Genomic DNA, 17,295 nt, shown 5'->3' with positions numbered 1-17,295 from the left:
CCGGCCCAACAACCGGCCCAACCGGCCCAACCGGCCCAACCGGCTGCGACCTGCACCCTCCTGCCGGCCCACAAGACGCGGACCGGGCGCGCGGGTGACAATGGCACATGACTCACATCGCCAGGACTCGCCGACTCCTCGCCGTCGTCGGCATGACCGCCGTCATCCCCCTCGCCGCCGCCTGCAGCTCCGCCACGGGGCCCGCAACCGCCACCGGGGCCGCCGTGTCGTCGGCCGCCTCGTCGGCCGTGGCCTCGGCTGCGACCGAGGCGGCCGGCGACTACTGCGCCGTGCTGAAGAGCGGCCAGAAGGAGCTCGAGGGTCTCTCCGGAACCCTCACCGACTCGGCCGCGCTCGAGAAGGGGCTGACCGTCATCCGCAAGATCCAGGCCGCTGCGCCGCCGGAGGTCAAGCAGGCGTGGACCGACTTCGTGGGCTTCGTCGAGGCGGCCACGTCGAGCAACACGAGCGCCCTCGCCGGCGCGATGACCAAGATGGAGGCGGCCGGCGCCAAGATCGAGGCCCACGCCAAGAGCGCGTGCAACCTCTCGCTCCAGTGAGGCGCCGCTGAGCCCGAGACGCCATCGAGCCGCCACCGAGCCGCCACCGGCCACCACCCAGCCGCCACCGGCCACCACCCAGCCACCGGATTGCTGCGCTCTGCGGACGCGACGGACGGCACGGCATACGGTGTGCTCATGCTCAGCCCCGCCCACCGCGCCGTCGGCGCCCTGCTCGTCGCGACGATGGCCTCGCCCCTCGTCGGCGGCTGCAGCTCGTCGGACCCGACGGCCTACTGCGCGGCGCTCAAGGCTGCCGACGCGCAGTGGGGCCAGGCCGGCGCCTCCCTCGAGGACAAGGCTGCGGCCACCCGCTTCGTCGAGACGGTCAAGGGGATCGAGCTGACGGCGCCCGACGAGGTGAAGTCGGAGTGGGCGACGCTCCAGACCCTCTTCGAGAAGTTCGCGACCGACACCCCGGACCTCTCGGGCGTCACGCCCGAGATGAAGGACTTCGAGGAGGCGGCAAAGCGCATCGAGGCCCACGCCAAGGCGACCTGCGGCATCGACCTCGGCACGTGAGCCCGCAGGTCGGGGGCGGGCAGCCGGCCGACCGGCACCCGCGTTGCGGGGCCTGCACACGGGTCGCTAGGTTCGGCAGGAACACCCGAGACATCGACACGCAACGACAGACAGCAACGCACCAGGGGAGCGCCGGGCGCCCCCTGCGACAGCAAGGAGACCTGACACCGTGGCCCTTCCACCGCTCACGCCCGAGCAACGCGCAGCAGCACTCGAGAAGGCTGCGGCGGCACGTCGGGAGCGGGCCGCGGTGAAGAACCGGCTCAAGTACTCCAGCGGGTCCCTCGTCGAGGTGCTCGAGGACGGCAAGGTCGACCCCGTCATCGGCAAGATGAAGGTCACCGAGCTGCTCGAGTCGATGCCGGGCGTCGGACGGGTGCGCGCCAAGGCGATCATGGAAGAGGTCGGCATCGCCGAGTCGCGCCGGGTGCGCGGCCTCGGAGCCAACCAGGTCGCGGCGCTCCTGCGCCGCTTCGAGCGGCCGTGACGCAGGAGCAGACCCCGGGCACGACGGAGCGTCAGGACACCCGGACCCCGGGGCGGCTGACGGTGCTCGCCGGGCCCACCGCCGTCGGCAAGGGGACCATCGCCGCCTACGTGCGCACCTACTTCCCGGGCGTGTGGTTCTCGGTCTCGATGACGACGCGCCCGCCGCGACCCGGGGAGGTCGACGGGGTCCACTACCACTTCGTCGACGATCGCGAGTTCGACCGGCTGGCCGAGGCGGGGCAGTTCCTCGAGTACGCCGTGGTCCACGGCGCCGCGAAGTACGGCACCCCCCGCGGGCCCGTCGAGCGTGCCATCCGCGAGGGCCGTGACGCGCTCCTCGAGATCGACCTCCAGGGCGCCCGCCAGGTGCGGGACACCTGGCCCGACGCCCTCTTCGTCTTCCTCGCCCCGCCGAGCTGGGACGAGCTCGTGCGCCGGCTCGTCGGGCGGGGCACCGAGGGGGAGGCCGAGCGGGAGCGTCGACTCGACACCGCCCGCGCCGAGCTGGCGGCCCAGTCGGAGTTCGACCGCGTCATCGTCAACGACGATGTTCGTCGGGCGAGCGAAGAACTCGTATCATTGATGAGATCGGGACGCGCCGAGAGGTGAGTCCCGTCGTGGCGTGTGCCACCGCCCGCCCCGCGCAGAGGCGTCGCACCTCGCCGCAAGCCCGCTGAAACCAACGAATCGAGATCACCGTGTCCGGTACCCAGGCTGCTCCCATCGGCATCACCAACCCGCCGATCGACGACCTCCTGGCGGTCGCCGACTCCAAGTACGCGCTCGTCATCTACTCCGCCAAGCGCGCGCGCCAGATCAACGCCTACTACTCCCAGCTCCAGGAGGGCCTGCTCGACTACGTCGGCCCCCTCGTCGAGACCGAGATCCACGAGAAGCCGATGTCGATCGCGCTGCGTGAGATCAACGAGGGCCTGCTGACCTCGACGCCCACCGAGGCCTGAGCACGCCGGGAGGGCAGGGGCAGCAGATGCGTGTCGTGCTCGGGGTGAGTGGCGGCATCGCCGCCTACAAGGCCGCCTCGCTCCTGCGCCTCTTCACCGAGCACGGTCACGACGTGACCGTCGTGCCGACCGCGGCCGCCCTCGAGTTCGTCGGGGCGCCGACGTGGTCGGCCCTGTCGGGCAAGCCCGTCGCCACCGACGTGTGGACCTCGGTGCACGAGGTGCCGCACGTGCGCATCGGCCAGAGCGCCGACCTCGTCGTCGTGGCGCCGGCGACCGCCGACCTGCTCGCGAAGGCCGCCCACGGCCTCGCCGACGACCTGCTGACGACGACGCTGCTCACCGCCCGGTGCCCCGTCGCCTTCGCGCCGGCGATGCACACCGAGATGTGGGAGCACCCGGCGACGCAGGCCAATGTCGCCACCCTTCGCTCCCGCGGCGCCCACGTCATCGACCCCGCCGTGGGGCGCCTCACCGGCAAGGACACCGGCGCCGGCCGGCTCCCCGAGCCCGAGCAGCTGTATGCCGCGTGCCTCGCGATCCTCGGCGGCGCGGCCCCCGCTGCGGGCGAGTCGCAAACCCCCGTGCAGGACCTTGCCGGTCGCCGCGTCGTCGTGTCGGCCGGTGGCACTCGCGAGCCCCTCGACCCGGTCCGCTACCTCGGCAACCGCTCGTCGGGCAAGCAGGGGTGGGCCATCGCCCGCTCTGCGGCCGCCCGGGGCGCCCACGTCACCCTCGTCGCCGCCAACGTGTCGCTGCCCGCCCCCGACGGTGTGCTCGTCGTGCCGGTGGAGACCACTCTCGAGCTGCAGGCCGCGGTGCAGGAGGCCTCGGCCGGGGCCGACGTCGTCGTCATGGCGGCCGCGCCGGCCGACTTCCGTCCGGTCAGCGTGAGCGACAGCAAGATCAAGAAGTCGAGCGACCCGGCCGCAGGCCTGCGCGTGGAGCTCGTCGAGAACCCCGACATCGTGCGCGGTCTCGTCGAGGACCGCGCCGCGCGGGGGAGCGACCGGCCGCTCGTCGTCAGCTTCGCCGCCGAGACCGGCGACGCGCAGGGCACCGTGATGGACCACGCCCGCGCGAAGTTCGCCCGCAAGGGCAGCGACGTCCAGGTCGTCAACGAGGTCGGGCCCGGTCTCACGTTCGGCCAGGACGAGACCACGGTCCACGTGCTCCGCCGCGGCAGCGACGCGGTGGTCACGGTGGGGCCGGCATCCAAGGACGTCGTGGCCGACGCGCTCTGGGACACCGTCTCGGCGATGCTCGGCTGACGACTACACTCACGGCCCAGACCGGCCCGATCGGCCACACCCGAGCTAGGGAGAGCAAGTGCCTGCACGTCTGTTCACGTCCGAGTCCGTCACCGAGGGCCACCCGGACAAGATCTGCGACCAGATCAGCGACTCGATCCTCGATGCCCTGCTCGCCGTGGACCCCCAGGCGCGTGTCGCCGTCGAGACGCTCGTCACGACCGGACTCGTCCACGTGGCGGGCGAGGTGTCGACGACCGGTTACGTCGAGATCCCCAAGCTCGTGCGCGAGACGATCCTCGAGGTCGGCTACGACGGCTCCCAGAAGGGCTTCGACGGTCGCACGTGCGGCGTCTCGATCTCCATCGGCGCACAGTCGCCCGACATCGCGCAGGGCGTCGACACCGCGCACGAGCACCGCTCCGGTGAGGTCGGCGACCTGCTCGACAAGCAGGGCGCGGGAGACCAGGGCCTGATGTTCGGCTACGCGTGCGACGACACGGCTGAGCTGATGCCCCTGCCGATCCATCTCGCGCACCGCCTCTCCGAGCGCCTCACCCAGGTGCGCAAGAACGACGAGCTCGCCTACCTGCGCCCCGACGGCAAGACCCAGGTCACCATCGCCTACGACGGTGACCGCGCGGTCAAGCTCGACACCGTCGTGCTCTCGACCCAGCACGCGCCCGACGTCTCCCTCGAGGGCATGCTCGAGCCGGACATCCGGGCCCACGTCATCGAGCCGGTGCTCGCCGAGCTGCGCGAGAGCGGCACCGACCTCGACGTCAGCAGCTACCGCGCCCTCATCAACCCCACCGGCCGCTTCGAGATCGGCGGCCCGATGGGCGACGCCGGCCTGACCGGTCGCAAGATCATTGTCGACACCTACGGCGGCATGGCCCGTCACGGCGGCGGCGCCTTCTCGGGCAAGGACCCGAGCAAGGTCGACCGCTCGGGCGCCTACGCGATGCGCTGGGTGGCCAAGAACGTCGTCGCCGCCGGCCTGGCCCGGCGCTGCGAGGTGCAGATCGCCTACGCCATCGGCAAGGCGCAGCCCGTCGGCCTCTACGTCGAGACGTTCGGCACCGAGACGGTGCCCGTCGACGCGATCCAGCAGGCCATCGGCGACGTCTTCGACCTGCGGCCGGCCGCCATCGTCGACGCGCTCGACCTGCTCCGCCCGATCTACCGCCCGACGGCCGCCTACGGCCACTTCGGCCGCACCAAGGCCGACGGCGTCGAGAACCCCTTCACGTGGGAGCGCACCGACCGTGTGGACGCCCTGAGGGCCGCCGTCTCCGGCTGAGGCTAGATTCGCCCCCGTGGGCGACGACGAGACCGACGACAAGACGCAGCGACCGGCCGACCGGCCGGTCGCTGCGGTCGTCGTCGAGACCCCGCTCGCGCACCTCGACCGCGTCTTCGAGTACGCCGTGCCCGAGGAGCTGCACGGTGACGCGGTGCCGGGTGCGCGGGTGCGCGTGCCCTTCGCCGGGCGCGAGCTCGACGGCTACGTCGTCGAGCGCCGCGACCACCCCGAGCACGACGGCAGGCTCACCCCGCTGCGCCGGGTCGTCAGTGCCGAGGCCGTGCTGACCCCCGAGGTGCTCGCCCTCTGCCGCGCCGTCGCCGACCGGTATGCCGGCACGCTGAGTGACGTCCTCCGACTCGCGGTGCCACGGCGCCACGCCACGGCCGAGCGCAACCTCGCGCTGGAGGGCCCGCCCCAGGAGCCCGTGACGGAGCCCGCCCCTGGCCCGTGGGCGGCATACCCCGCCGGGCCGGCCTGGCTGCGTCGGGTCGCGTCGGGCGAGGGGCCTGCGGCCGCGTGGTCGGCTCTGCCGGGACGCCGACCCGACGAGGACTGGCCGGCGGCGCTCGCGGTGGCCGCGGCGACCGCTCTCTCGGCCGGGCGCGGCAGCGTCGTCGTCGTGCCCGACCACCGCGACGTCGACCGGCTCGACGCCGCGCTGACGACGCTGCTCGGCAAGGGCCGGCACGTGCGTCTCACGGCCGACCAGGGGCCGCAGGCGCGCTACACCGCGTGGCTCAAGGTGCTGCGCGGCCACGTGCGCGTCGTCATCGGCACCCGTGCGGCGGCCTTCGCGCCGGTGCACGACATCGGTCTCGTCGCCTGGTGGGACGACGGTGACGACCTGCTCGCCGAGCAGCGGGCGCCCTACCACCACACCGGGGTCGTCCTCGAGCTGCGGGCGGCGGCCACCGGGGCGGCCCTGCTCGCCGGCGGCTTCGGGCGCAGCCTGCGGCTGCAGGTGGGAGTCGAGGACGGCACGCTCGTGCCCGTCGAAGCCGAGCCTGCCACCCTGCGGGCGGCCGTGCCGCGGGTGACCGTCGCCGGTGAGGGGCTCGACGAGGAGCGAGACGGTCCTGCTGCACGGGCCCACCTGCCGTCACGCGCCTGGCGCGTCGCCAAGGACGCCCTCGTCGACGGCCCGGTGCTCGTGCAGGTGCCGCGGCGGGGCTACCTCCCCTCGCTCAGCTGCGCCGAGTGCCGCACTCCCGTGCGGTGCACCCGATGCCAGGGGCCGGTCTCGGTCAGCGGCTCGGGCGCCCCTCCCTCGTGCCGGTGGTGCGGCCTGGCCGTGGCCCCGGGCTCCTTCGACTGCCAGAACTGCGGCTCGCGGCGCCTGCGCTCGGCGGTCACCGGTGCGAGACGCACGGCGGAGGAGATCGGGCGGGCGTTCCCCGGCACGCCCGTGCACACCTCCGGCTCGGGGGAGGTGCTGGCGCGGGTCGGCAGCGAGCCGGCGCTCGTCATCGCCACTCCGGGCGCCGAGCCGGTTGCCGAGGGCGGCTACACCGCGGTGCTCCTGCTCGACGCCTGGGCCAGCCTCGACCTGCCGGTGCTCGACGCACCCCTCGAGGCCGTGCGCCGGTGGCTGGCCGCAGCAGCGCTGGCCCGCTCCGGCCGGGCCGCGGTGCTGTGCGGGGCGCCCGAGGCCGTCGCCCTGCCCGCCGTCGAGGCGCTCGTGCGGTGGGACCCCGCGTGGCTCGCGGAGCGCGAGCTCGCCGAGCGGGCCGAGCTCGGCCTGCCGCCCGCCCTGCGCGTCGCCCAGCTGACCGGCAGCCGCAGGGCCCTCGAGGGGGCGCTCGCGCAGCTCGAGCAGCAGGGCCTGCCGCCGGGTGCGCAGGTGCTCGGGCCCGTCCCCGTCAGCCCGACCGCCCACCGCGGCGTGACACCCGCCCCGCGAGAGGCCGACGCGCCCCCTCGCGCCGCCGCCGACCACCACGTGCTCGTGCGGGCGCTGCCCGTGGCCACCCTCGAGCTGACCCGCGCCCTCATCGCGCTCAAGGCGGTGCGGTCGGCCCGCAAGGAGGCCGAGGTCGTGACGGTGCGCGTCGACCCGCTCGACATGTTCTGACGCGAGGGTCCAGAGCCGTCGCCTGACGGTCGTCACGTTCTCGATGACTCTGCATGACTCTTGCATGCCTCTCGATGGCCCATGTCTCGCGCGGCTGACGGCGTGGCAGAGTGACCGCATGCCCGACCGTCAGCGTGACCTCGACATCGTCCTCTTCGGCGCGACCGGATTCGTGGGGGCCCTGACGGGCGCCCACCTCGCGGAGCACGCACCCGAGGACGCCCGCATCGCCCTGGCGGGCCGGTCGCGCCGCAAGCTCGAGACCACGCGGGCCGAGATCGGTGGACGCGCCCTCGACTGGGAGCTCATCGAGGTCGACGCCACCGACGCCCCCGGCCTGCGCGCCGTCGCGGCGCGCACGACGGTGCTCGTCAGCACGGTGGGGCCCTACGCGGCATACGGCAAGGAGGTCGTGCGCGCCTGCGCCGAGGAAGGCACGCACTACGCCGACCTCACGGGCGAGGTGCTCTTCGTGCGGTGGTCGCTCGACGAGGTCGACGCCCGGGCGCGCGAGACCGGGGCCGCGATCGTGCACGCGTGCGGCTTCGACTCGATCCCCTCCGACCTCGGGGTGCTCGTCACGGCCCAGCGCGCGGCGGCCGACGACGCCGGCGAGCTCGGCGAGACCACGCTGCTCGTGCGTTCGATGAAGGGCGGCTTCTCCGGCGGCACCATCGACTCCGCCCGGCAGCAGGCGATCACGATGCGCGCCGACGCCGCCGCCCGCCGCACGGTCTCCGACCCGTATGCCCTGAGTCCCCGCCGCTCCGAGGAGCCGTCTGGCGGTGGCCGGGCGCGAACCGGGGGCGTCGTGGGCACGCTGCGGCGCTTCGTGCCGGTCGACCGCGACGAGGCGACGGGCCGGTGGACGGGGCCGTTCGTCATGGCTGCGTTCAACACCCGCATCGTGCGCCTGTCCAACACGCTCTCCGACTGGTCCTACGGGCGCGGCTTCCGCTATCGCGAGGTCACCGACTTCGGGTCGGGGCCGATGTCACCACTGCTCGCCGGTGGCATGGCGATCGGGCTCGGCGGCGTGGCGACCGGGCTGGCCTACAGCCCCACGCGAGCCGTCCTCGACCGAGTCCTTCCGAAGCCCGGGGAGGGGCCAGGCCCCGAGGAGCGGGCGGCCGGCCGCTTCCGCATGGAGATCCGGTCGACGACGACGCAGGGCCGGCGCTACCGCACCAAGGTCGGTGCCGACTACGACCCCGGCTACGGCGGCACCGCGGCGATGCTCGGTCAGGCGGCCCTGTCGCTCGCCTTCGACCGCGACGGCGACGGCGACCGCGACCGCGCGGGGGTGCCGCGGCGGGCCGGTGTCTGCACGCCGGCCACCGCGATGGGGGAGGTCCTCGTCGAGCGGCTGCGCGAGCACGGCTTCACCTTCGACGTCGAGGAGGTCACCGGCCGCTGAGCCGCGCCGGCTCGACTGGGGGTGGACCCGGCGACCACCAAAGAGATGCTTGACGGTCGGGCTGACGACACGGCATACTCCCAAACATGTCTTTGGAGGATGGCCGGATCAGTGACCTCAGGGCGACGGCGCACCCGCTGCGCCTGCAGATGCTCTCGCTGCTCACGGGCGCCGAGCTGAGCGCGGCCGAGGTCGCCCGCGAGCTCGACGTGACCCAGGCCAACGCGAGCTATCACCTGCGGCTGCTGCTCGACGCAGGCCTGCTCGTCATCGCCAGCGAGGAGAACGTGCGCGGCGGCCGGGCAAAGCGCTACCGGCACGTGTGGGACGCCGCGCGCGTCCCCGGGGGCCAGCGCGACACCGAGGACGACGCCCAGCACTACGTCCGTGTCCTCGCCGACGCCATCCCGGCCCGCTTCGCCGACCGCCTTCCGGGGCGCCCCGGCGGCACGCACCTCACGGACGCCGACCTGTGGGTCGCGCCTGACGTCTGGGCCCGCGTCATCGAGCTCGTCGGCGAGGCCAGTGCACTCCTGCACGCGAGCGCCCAGCCACCGCGGAGCGAGGGCGCCGTCCGTGCGAACCTCTCGGTCGCTGCCTTCGAGCTGCGCCCGGAGAGCCGGGGCACGCGATGAGGCTGAAGGAGTCGCTCGGTGCGCTCGGTGACCCGCGGTTCGCGTGGTACTTCACCGCCCGCACGGTCTCGACCGCCGGCTCGGTCATGGTGCCGGTGGCGCTCACCTTCGCGGTGCTGCACATCGACGCATCCGCCGGCGCGCTCGCCCAGGTCCTCGGGGTGCGCACGCTGGCCATGGTCGTCTTCCTGCTCGTCGGCGGGGTGGTGGCCGACCGGTTCTCGCGCATCGTCGTCCTGCAGGTCTCGCACGTGCTCACCTGCCTCACCCAGGCGGTGGCCGCCACCCTCATCATCAGCGGGCACGCCACGCTGACCCAGCTGACGGTCATCGAGGGGGTCAACGGCGCGGTCTCGGCGTTCACCATGCCGGCGATGATGGGCATCGTCCCGCTCGTCGTCGACCGCACCCGGCTGCAGCAGGCCAACGCCCTCCTGTCCTTCAGCCGCAGCGGGCTCGCCGTCATCGGGCCGGCCGTCGCCGGGCTGCTCGTCGTGGGCGTCGGCCCCGGGTGGGCGCTCGCCGTCGACGCGCTGACGTATGCCGTCGCCACCGTCTGCCTCTTCCGCGTCGGCCTGCCCCGGGCGGAGCCGGGCCGCGTGCGGCGGGCCTCGATGGTGCGGGAGCTGCGTGAGGGGTGGTCGGAGTTCACCCGTCGGCAGTGGCTCTGGGTCGTCGTCCTCGCCTTCGGCCTGACGAACGCGATCCACGTCGGAGTCATCGGGGTGCTCGGTCCCCTCATCGCCGCCTCGAGCGAGGCCATCGGAGAGGCGGGGTGGGGCCTCGTGCTGAGCGCCGAGGCCGCCGGCACCGTCATCATGACGATCGTCATGCTCCGGCTGCGGCTCGAGCACCCGCTACGCGCAGGGATGCTCGCCATCTGCGTGCTCGCGGTGCCCATGGTGCTGCTCGGGGCGTGGCCTGCCCTGCTGCCCGTGGCGATCGGCTTCTTCGTCGCCGGTGCTGCCGTCGAGGTCTTCGGCGTCGGGTGGAGCACGGCCCTGCACGAGCACGTGCCCGTCTCAGTGCTCTCGCGGGTGTCGAGCTACGACGCCCTGGGCTCGTTCGTCGCGATGCCGATCGGCACGTTCGTCTACGGGTGGCTGGCCACCACGGTGGACCTCGAGACCCTCATCCTCGTGAGCGCCGCTGTCTACGTGGTGATCTCGCTGGCCGCACTGCTCTCTCGATCGGTGCGCGATCTCGGGCGGTCGTCCGACGATCCCACCGACGAGCCCACCGACGAGCCCACCGACGTCGCGGTCGGGGAGCCGGCGACCGCCGTCGGTCAGACCCCGTCACCGCCGCGGTCCTAGACTGGCGCTCGCCCCGTCCACCCCGCACCCAGGAGTCTCGTGTCGATCAAGGACATCCGCCTCTTCGGTGACCCGGTCCTGCGCACGCCGGCCGTCGACGTCGTCGACTTCGACAAGCAGCTCCGGGTCCTCGTCAAGGACCTCGAGGACACGATGCTCGACGCCCCGGGTGCAGGCCTCGCCGCCCCCCAGATCGGGGTGGGCCTGCGCGTCTTCACCTACTGGGTCGACGGCGTGCTCGGCCACCTCGTCAACCCGAGCCTCGACCTCTCCGACGACGAACAGGACGGGCCGGAGGGCTGCCTCTCGATCCCGGGGGTTGCCTTCGACACGAAGCGTGCGCTCTCGGTCGTGGCGCGTGGCCAGAACATGTGGGGAGAGCCCGTGGTGCTCGAGGGCACCGAGCTGCTGGCCCGGTGCGTCCAGCACGAGACCGACCACCTCGACGGCATCCTCTTCCTCGACCGTCTCGACGCCGAGTCGCGCCGCGAGGCGATGCGCGCCATCCGCGAGTCGGACTGGTTCGCCCAGAGCCCGACCGAGGTGCGCATCAGCCCGCACTCGACCTTCGGCCGGGCGATGTGACGTGAGAGTCGTCTTCGCCGGCACGCCCGACGCCGCGGTGCCGAGCCTCGAGGCGGTGGCCGGGTCGAGCCACGAGCTCGTCGCCGTCGTCACGAGGCCCGACGCCCCCTCGGGTCGGGGCCGCCGCCTCGAGCCCTCGCCCGTGCGCCGGCGCGCGGAGGAGCTCGGCGTGCCCGTGCTCACCCCGGCCCGGGTCAAGGACCCCGACTTCCTCGAGGCCCTTGGCGAGCTGGCACCCGACGCCTGCCCGGTCGTCGCCTACGGCGACCTCATCCCGCCCGTTGCTCTCGGCATCCCGCGGCTCGGGTGGGTCAACCTGCACTTCTCGCTGCTGCCGGCCTGGCGCGGTGCGGCCCCGGTGCAGCACGCGATCATGGCCGGCGACACGGTGACCGGCGCCTCGACGTTCCTCATCGAGCAGGGACTCGACACCGGGCCCGTCCTCGGCGTCATGACAGAGGCGATTCGCCCCGCCGACACCGCCGGGGACCTGCTCGGGCGGCTCGCGACCGCGGGCGCAGGGCTGCTCGTGGCCACGCTCGACGGGCTCGAGGCCGGTGAGCTCGTGGCCCAGCCGCAGCCCGGAGAGGGTGTCTCGCACGCCCCCAAGATCGAGGTCGACGACGCGCGCATCCGGTGGGAGCACCCCGCGGTGGCCGTCGACCGGCGAGTGCGCGGCTGCACGCCTGCCCCCGGAGCGTGGACGACCTTCCGGGGGCAGCGCCTCAAGATCGGGCCGGTCACACTGGCCGGCCCTGACGAGGCGGGCGCCCTCGGGGAGCTCGCGCCCGGCACGCTGCTCGTGACGAAGAAGGCGGTGCACGTCGGCACGGGAACCGTGCCCGTGCGGCTCGGCACGGTCCAGGCGCACGGCAAGAAGCCGATGGCCGCCGCCGACTGGGCTCGCGGCACGCGCATCGAGGCGGGGGAGCGGGTCGGAGATGAGTGATGACGAGCGCCGCGAACGGCGTGGCGAGCGGCAGCGGCCTCCCGCCCGGGAGCGCTCGGCCCGGCACCGCTCCGAGCAGCGACCGTCGGAGCGGGCCCGCCGCACCGACCCGGCCCGGCTGACGGCCTACACGGCGATGCGTGAGATCGCCGACGGCGCCTACGCCAACCTCGCGCTGCCGAGACTGCTGCGCGACAAGCGCATCACCGGTCGCGACGCCGGCTTCGCGACCGAGCTCGTCTACGGCGCGACACGCATGTCCGGCCTCTACGACGCGATCATCGCCTTGGCAGCGGGCCGCCCCGTCGGCAAGATCGACGCCAACGTGCTCGACACGCTGCGCCTCGGCGCGCACCAGGTGCTCGGGATGCGTGTCGCCACGCACGCCGCCGTGGACGAGACGGTCGCGCTGGCTCGCCAAGTCAACGGCGCCGGGGCCGCCGGCTTCGTCAACGCCGTGATGCGACGCATCAGCGAGCGCGAGCAGGATGAGTGGGTCGAGCTCGTGACGCAGGGCATCACCGACCCGGTTGAGCGGCTGGCGCTGCGCACCTCCCACCCCGTGTGGGTGGCGAAGGCCTTGCGAGCCGCCCTCATCGGCCACGAGGCCGCCACCGCTGACGATGTCGAGGCGTCCCTCACCGCCCTGCTCGAGGTCGACAACGAGCCGGCCAAAGTCGCACTCGTGGCCCGTCCCGGGCTCTCGTCGCTCGACGAGCTCGAGGACTGGGGAGCGATGCGCACCGGTCTCAGCCCGGTCGGCGCCGTGCTCGCTGAGGGGGATCCCGGCGCCATCGATGCTGTCCGAGACGGGCGTGCAGCGGTGCAGGACGAGGGCTCACAGCTTCTGGTCCTTGCCCTCGCCGGCGCGACGGTCGAGGGTCCGGCTGCGGCGGACGAGCGCTGGCTCGACCTCTGTGCCGGGCCGGGTGGCAAGGCCGGCCTGCTCGCCGCGCTCGCCATCGAGCGACGAATCCCGTTCGTGGCCAACGAGATCAGCGAGCATCGTGCCGACCTTGTGTGGCAGACCCTGGCTGCCGCGCGTGCGGCGGCCCGCGAGGCCGACACGAGCCTCAAGGTGCGCCACGGAGACGGACGCGACATGGGCGAGGTCGACCCGGCGGCATACAGCAGGGTGCTCATCGACGCGCCGTGCACCGGGCTCGGCGCCCTGCGTCGTCGTCCCGAGGCGCGCTGGCGTCGCACACCCGGCGACGTCGCGGCCCTCGCGGGTCTCCAGCGAGAGCTGCTCGCGGCCGGCATCGACGCGACCGCACCCGGTGGCTTCGTCGGCTACGCGACCTGCAGCCCCCACCTCAACGAGACCCGCTTCGTCGTCGCGGACCTGCTGAAGCGGCGCGACGACATCGAGGTGGTCGACGCGCGCGAGCTGTTCGTCGACGCGTCGGGGGAGCAGCTGCCTGCACTTGGCGACGGCCCCTACGTGCAGCTGTGGCCGCACGTGCACGGCACTGACGCGATGTTCTTCGCACTGCTCCGCAAGCGGCTCTAGGCGCCCCGGACCCTTCGCTCCAACTCGAACATGTGTTCTACATATCTGCTTAAGTGAAGTCGGGTATGGGTGCTTCGTCAGGTCTGAGGAGTTCGTGGAGCGGATGGGGATCGGTAACCACGGCCTGTTCGAGCAGCCGGTAGAAGAGCAGCCCGCGGGACTTGGCGTTGCGCCGGTTGAACCGGAAGGTGTACTCGTCCAGGTAGTAGGGCAGCTGGTGCTCCTCGACCCGGAAGTGCAGCGTGCCGATCAGCCAGCGTTTGAGCAGCGAGGCCACCAGGTGGACGCCGGGCAGGACGCTGGCCTTGTCCGCGGCGTTGTAGCCGGTCGTGAACTCGTGCTTGTAGCCCAGCTCCGAGAGGCGTCGCAGGGTGCGCAGGCCGTCGGTGCGGACCGTCGATCCGGGCTCGATGACCTGACTCGCCCAGTCGACGAGCTCGCCGGTGTTCGGCCGCTGCGCGACCGCGAGCCGGACCCGGCCAAGGCGACGAGTTCCGTTGCGCTCCACGGCGATCATGACGGGGACCTTGTCGCTCCCGGCCCCCGGTTTGCCTGGGCTGACGCCGCCGATCATGGTCTCGTCGAGCTCGACGAGACCGGACAGCTTGTCGCGTTCCGGGCGCACCATCGCACGGCGAAGCTTGTGCATCCAGGCCCACGCGGTCTCATAGGAGCCGAACCCGAGGACCCTTTGCAGCCCGAGGGCTGACATCCCGTTCTTCTGCGAGGTCAGAAACCAGATCGGCGCGAACCACGTCGACAGCGGCGTCCGGGTTCGGTCGAAGATCGTCCCCGCGGTCACCGATGTCCGCCTGCCACATGACCGGCACATCCACAGGCCCGCGCCCGTGCGCCAGAACTCACGCGCCGTGCACTTGGGGCAGACGAACCCGTCCGGCCACCGCAGGGCCGCGAGGTAGTCCAGGCACGACTGGTTGTCCGGGAACCACTCCAGCAGCTGCTGGTACGTCGACGGGTAGTCCACTCCCCGAACGGATTCGCGGTCATCCACAGATGTTACTTCACCCAAGCAGATATGCAGAACATGTGTTCTAATTGGAGGAGACGGAAGGCGAGAGGGGGCTGAGGTGCCGTACACCGAATCCTCGACCGTGGCCACCCGCGGCTTCCCCGATGCAGCCCGTCTGATCTGGGACGACAGCCCCGAGGCGATGCGCCGGTCGGCTGGCCCCTTGCTGAAGCGGCTCGAGTCGCTCTTGCGGACGGGCTCGGGCACGACTCGTCCTGAGTGTGACCGGGCTGAGCAGCGCCCTGCGGATGAGGCGCGGGCTGACCGCGCGCGGGCGGCCGAGGTGGTCGGAGACCTGGCGCGGGCGGGTGAGTCCGTGCTGGCGCAGATCGAGGGGCTGGAGGCCGCGAAGGCGCGCGTGGAGGCGGACCTGCTCGCAGCGTATGCCGCGCTGCACACCATCGCGTCCCAACAGCTGGAGGCGCTTCCGGCTGGGTCCGCGTCACGCTCGGGCGCCTCAGGTGGTCGGGTCGCGACCGCCCGGATCGTCGGCGAGGAGATCGCACTGGCGACGGGGGTCGGGGTCGGGGAGGTCGCGCGCCGGCTGGCCCTGGCGACCGCGCCGCGGCGACACGCTCGGCTCCTCACCGCCCTGCGTGCCGGGACGACGAGCCTGCACCGCGCACTACAGGTCGCCTCGGAGACCGCCGACCTCTGCGACGCTGACGTCGCCGTCGTCGAGGAGGCCGTGCTCGCTCCGTCGCGTGACGGTCGCGTCTGCTCGCAGCGCACCTTCGCGACGCGGTTGCGGCGGGTGGTCGCGTCGGTCGACTGTCGTGGCGCAGAGGAGCGCCGCGGTCGGGCCCGGACCCGTCGGGGCGTGTTCGCGCGGCCGACCGGCGACGGGATGGGGTGTCTGACGCTGGTCACTGGCGCCGACGCCATCGCAGCGATCATGGACCGGCTCGATGGTGGGGCCCGCACCGCTCGAGCTGACGGTGACCCGAGAACACTCGACCAGCTCCGCTGCGACCTCGCCACAGAGGCGCTGCTGGAGAGCCACCGTGACGCGACGCTGTGTGGTGGTTCCACAACCGGAGGCAGAGCGCCCGCCTGCTCCAGCACGACCACCGACTCTGATGCTCACGACAGCACCGTCGGCGCCGCGAGCGGCTGCCCCAGCGCCGGGGCAGGCACGGGTGCCGACGACAGTCCCCGACCCGGCACGATGCCCAGCCCCAGCACTGCTGCGGCGCCGTCGGCGCGGGCGGCCGGTGGTCGAGGGTCGTGCCTCTCGCCGGATGAGCCGCCCGATCCTTCCGATCCGGCTCGGCTCACTGAGTCGCCGGGGCCACCCGATCCTTCCGATCCGCCTCGGCCCACTGAGTCGCCGGGGCCGCCCGATCCTTCCGATCCGCCTCGGCCCACTGACTCGCTGAGGCCGCCTGATCTGTCAGGGCCCACTGACTCGTCGCCCCTGCCGTGCACGGGCCACCCCGCCGCAATGGTGTGGATCGTCGTCCCGTTCGAGGTCGCCGTCGGCGCCTCCGACGCGGCCTGCGAGCTGCCCGCACACGGTTGGGTCACCGCGGCTCACGCGCGCGAGATCATCACCCGTCCCGGGTCGGTCTGGCGCACCCTGCCCGTCGACGTCCGCAGCGGACAGGCCCTGTCCAGACCCACCCGCGGGTACCGTCCCAGCGCCGACATGGTCGAGCACGTCGAAGCCGTGGACGGCACCTGCCGGGCCCCGGGCTGCGAGGTGCCGGCCATCCGTTGCGACCTCGACCACGAGGTTCCCTGGCCAACAGGGCCAACCACCGTCGACAACCTCCACGCCAAGCACCGCTTCCACCACAACCTCAAGACCGCCCGCACCTGGTCGTCCGTCTCCACCGGCGACCGCGGCCTCGAATGGACCACCCTCACAGGTCGCACCTATGCCACCCACCCGAAGGACTGGCGGGCCGGCGTCGGCCAGCCGGTTGCGAACTTCACCGCTGCGGACGAGCCGCCACCGTTCTGACCGTCCGCTCAGAGGCGTCCGGTGTGCCCGAGGACGCGGCCCTAGGCTGTGCGCGTGCAGATCTCACCGAGCATCCTGTCGGCCGACTTCGCCAACCTCGAGTCTGAGCTGAGGCGCATCGCCAACGCCGACTGGGCGCACGTCGACGTCATGGACGCCCACTTCGTGCCCAACCTCACCCTCGGGCTGCCGGTCGTCGAGGCCCTCGTCAGGGTGAGCCCGATCCCGATCGATGCGCACCTCATGATCGAGGACCCCGACCGCTGGGCACCGCAGTACGCCGAGGCCGGCTGCCAGTCCGTCACCTTCCACATCGAGGCCGCGCGCGACCCGCGGTCGCTGGCGCGCGCGCTCCGAGCGGCGGGCGCGCGGGCGTCGATGGCGATCAAGCCCGGCACGGCCTTCGCGCCCTACGAGGAGCTGCTGCCCGAGCTCGACATGGTGCTCGTCATGACGGTCGAGCCCGGCTTCGGGGGCCAGTCGTTCATGGCCGACCAGATGCCCAAGGTGCGCGAGGTGCGTGAGGCAGTGCGGCGGCACGGCGGCGAGATCTGGGTCCAGGTCGACGGCGGCGTGAGCGCCGACACGATCGAGCAGTGTGCCGAGGCCGGAGCGGACGTGTTCGTCGCGGGCTCTGCTGTCTACGGGGCCGAGGACGCAGCAGCTGCGGTCCACGAGCTGCGTGCCCTCGCGCTCAGGCACGAGCACTGACGGCTGCCGC

Annotated in this window: 17 protein-coding genes; 16 read left to right on the top strand and 1 reads right to left on the bottom strand. The window is 72.8% G+C overall.

From position 1 onward, the window contains the following. Nucleotides 1-107 precede the first annotated feature (107 nt). The 14 genes from FHX52_RS06440 (at nt 108) to FHX52_RS06375 (ending at nt 13,578) form a co-directional block, all read left to right on the top strand. Nucleotides 108-560, top strand: coding sequence for a hypothetical protein (locus tag FHX52_RS06440; RefSeq protein ID WP_141820942.1), 453 nt, complete (start codon nt 108-110; stop codon nt 558-560). 138 nt (nt 561-698) lie between these two features. Then, nucleotides 699-1,082 (top strand): hypothetical protein, encoded by a 384-nt coding sequence (locus FHX52_RS06435; protein ID WP_141820940.1) that lies wholly within the window; start codon nt 699-701, stop codon nt 1,080-1,082. 169 nt (nt 1,083-1,251) lie between these two features. Next, the gene (gene mihF, locus FHX52_RS06430; RefSeq protein ID WP_141820939.1) at nt 1,252-1,569 is read left to right on the top strand and encodes an integration host factor, actinobacterial type; all 318 of its coding nucleotides are present in this window, start codon (nt 1,252-1,254) and stop codon (nt 1,567-1,569) included. Next, entirely contained in the window at nt 1,566-2,180 is a 615-nt protein-coding gene (gene gmk / locus FHX52_RS06425; RefSeq protein WP_141820938.1) for a guanylate kinase, read from the top strand. Before mihF ends, gmk begins: the two co-directional genes overlap by 4 nt. An 89-nt stretch (nt 2,181-2,269) precedes the next feature. After that, the gene (gene rpoZ, locus FHX52_RS06420) at nt 2,270-2,533 is read left to right on the top strand and encodes a DNA-directed RNA polymerase subunit omega (protein ID WP_141820936.1); all 264 of its coding nucleotides are present in this window, start codon (nt 2,270-2,272) and stop codon (nt 2,531-2,533) included. Between the two features lie 26 nt (nt 2,534-2,559). Next, entirely contained in the window at nt 2,560-3,804 is a 1,245-nt protein-coding gene (gene coaBC / locus FHX52_RS06415) for a bifunctional phosphopantothenoylcysteine decarboxylase/phosphopantothenate--cysteine ligase CoaBC (protein WP_141820934.1), read from the top strand. A gap of 58 nt (nt 3,805-3,862) precedes the next feature. Next, nucleotides 3,863-5,086: a methionine adenosyltransferase gene (gene metK, locus FHX52_RS06410; RefSeq protein WP_141820932.1), complete on the top strand. Its 1,224-nt coding sequence runs from the start codon at nt 3,863-3,865 to the stop codon at nt 5,084-5,086. A 16-nt stretch (nt 5,087-5,102) separates the two neighbouring features. After that, complete coding sequence (locus FHX52_RS06405) at nt 5,103-7,163, top strand: primosomal protein N' family DNA-binding protein (protein ID WP_141820931.1); 2,061 nt, start codon at nt 5,103-5,105, stop codon at nt 7,161-7,163. 118 nt (nt 7,164-7,281) lie between these two features. Continuing rightward, nucleotides 7,282-8,580 carry a saccharopine dehydrogenase family protein gene (locus tag FHX52_RS06400; RefSeq protein WP_141820928.1) on the top strand — a complete coding sequence of 433 codons (1,299 nt, stop codon included), beginning with the start codon at nt 7,282-7,284 and terminating at the stop codon, nt 8,578-8,580. Between the two features lie 86 nt (nt 8,581-8,666). Further along, nucleotides 8,667-9,215 carry an ArsR/SmtB family transcription factor gene (locus FHX52_RS06395; RefSeq protein WP_141820926.1) on the top strand — a complete coding sequence of 183 codons (549 nt, stop codon included), beginning with the start codon at nt 8,667-8,669 and terminating at the stop codon, nt 9,213-9,215. Then, nucleotides 9,212-10,531 carry an MFS transporter gene (locus FHX52_RS06390; RefSeq protein ID WP_141820924.1) on the top strand — a complete coding sequence of 440 codons (1,320 nt, stop codon included), beginning with the start codon at nt 9,212-9,214 and terminating at the stop codon, nt 10,529-10,531. The genes FHX52_RS06395 and FHX52_RS06390 overlap by 4 nt, the downstream gene beginning before the upstream one ends. A gap of 39 nt (nt 10,532-10,570) precedes the next feature. Further along, the gene (gene def / locus FHX52_RS06385; RefSeq protein ID WP_141820922.1) at nt 10,571-11,116 is read left to right on the top strand and encodes a peptide deformylase; all 546 of its coding nucleotides are present in this window, start codon (nt 10,571-10,573) and stop codon (nt 11,114-11,116) included. Nucleotide 11,117: 1 nt separating this feature from the next. Beyond that, nucleotides 11,118-12,065: a methionyl-tRNA formyltransferase gene (gene fmt, locus FHX52_RS06380; RefSeq protein WP_141820920.1), complete on the top strand. Its 948-nt coding sequence runs from the start codon at nt 11,118-11,120 to the stop codon at nt 12,063-12,065. Further along, a complete protein-coding gene (locus FHX52_RS06375; protein ID WP_141820918.1) occupies nt 12,058-13,578 on the top strand; it encodes an RsmB/NOP family class I SAM-dependent RNA methyltransferase in 1,521 nt (506 codons plus the stop codon). Before fmt ends, FHX52_RS06375 begins: the two co-directional genes overlap by 8 nt. Before the next feature lie 49 nt (nt 13,579-13,627). On the opposite strand, the gene FHX52_RS06370 is transcribed toward FHX52_RS06375, so the two are convergent. Next, entirely contained in the window at nt 13,628-14,590 is a 963-nt protein-coding gene (locus FHX52_RS06370) for an IS1595 family transposase (RefSeq protein ID WP_185747218.1), read from the bottom strand. A 76-nt stretch (nt 14,591-14,666) separates the two neighbouring features. Here FHX52_RS06370 and FHX52_RS24265 point away from each other — a divergent pair, with 76 nt between their 5' ends. After that, the gene (locus FHX52_RS24265; RefSeq protein ID WP_246069637.1) at nt 14,667-16,574 is read left to right on the top strand and encodes an HNH endonuclease signature motif containing protein; all 1,908 of its coding nucleotides are present in this window, start codon (nt 14,667-14,669) and stop codon (nt 16,572-16,574) included. Between the two features lie 54 nt (nt 16,575-16,628). Beyond that, the gene (rpe, locus tag FHX52_RS06360) at nt 16,629-17,285 is read left to right on the top strand and encodes a ribulose-phosphate 3-epimerase (protein ID WP_141820916.1); all 657 of its coding nucleotides are present in this window, start codon (nt 16,629-16,631) and stop codon (nt 17,283-17,285) included. Nucleotides 17,286-17,295: the final 10 nt, after the last annotated feature.

The organism is Humibacillus xanthopallidus, from assembly GCF_006717145.1.
Classification (GTDB): Bacteria; Actinomycetota; Actinomycetes; order Actinomycetales; family Dermatophilaceae; genus Humibacillus; species Humibacillus xanthopallidus.
This window is presented reverse-complemented; position numbering and strand designations above follow the sequence as displayed.

What these genes read in the sequence shown, in the direction of transcription:
- FHX52_RS06440 (WP_141820942.1), top strand. Translation starts at nt 108, where the DNA reads ATGACTCACATCGCCAGGACTCGCCGACTCCTCGCCGTCGTCGGCATG.
- FHX52_RS06435 (WP_141820940.1), top strand. Translation starts at nt 699, where the DNA reads ATGCTCAGCCCCGCCCACCGCGCCGTCGGCGCCCTGCTCGTCGCGACG.
- coaBC (WP_141820934.1), top strand. Translation starts at nt 2,560, where the DNA reads ATGCGTGTCGTGCTCGGGGTGAGTGGCGGCATCGCCGCCTACAAGGCC.
- FHX52_RS06400 (WP_141820928.1), top strand. Translation starts at nt 7,282, where the DNA reads ATGCCCGACCGTCAGCGTGACCTCGACATCGTCCTCTTCGGCGCGACC.
- FHX52_RS06395 (WP_141820926.1), top strand. Translation starts at nt 8,667, where the DNA reads ATGTCTTTGGAGGATGGCCGGATCAGTGACCTCAGGGCGACGGCGCAC.
- FHX52_RS06390 (WP_141820924.1), top strand. Translation starts at nt 9,212, where the DNA reads ATGAGGCTGAAGGAGTCGCTCGGTGCGCTCGGTGACCCGCGGTTCGCG.
- FHX52_RS06375 (WP_141820918.1), top strand. Translation starts at nt 12,058, where the DNA reads ATGAGTGATGACGAGCGCCGCGAACGGCGTGGCGAGCGGCAGCGGCCT.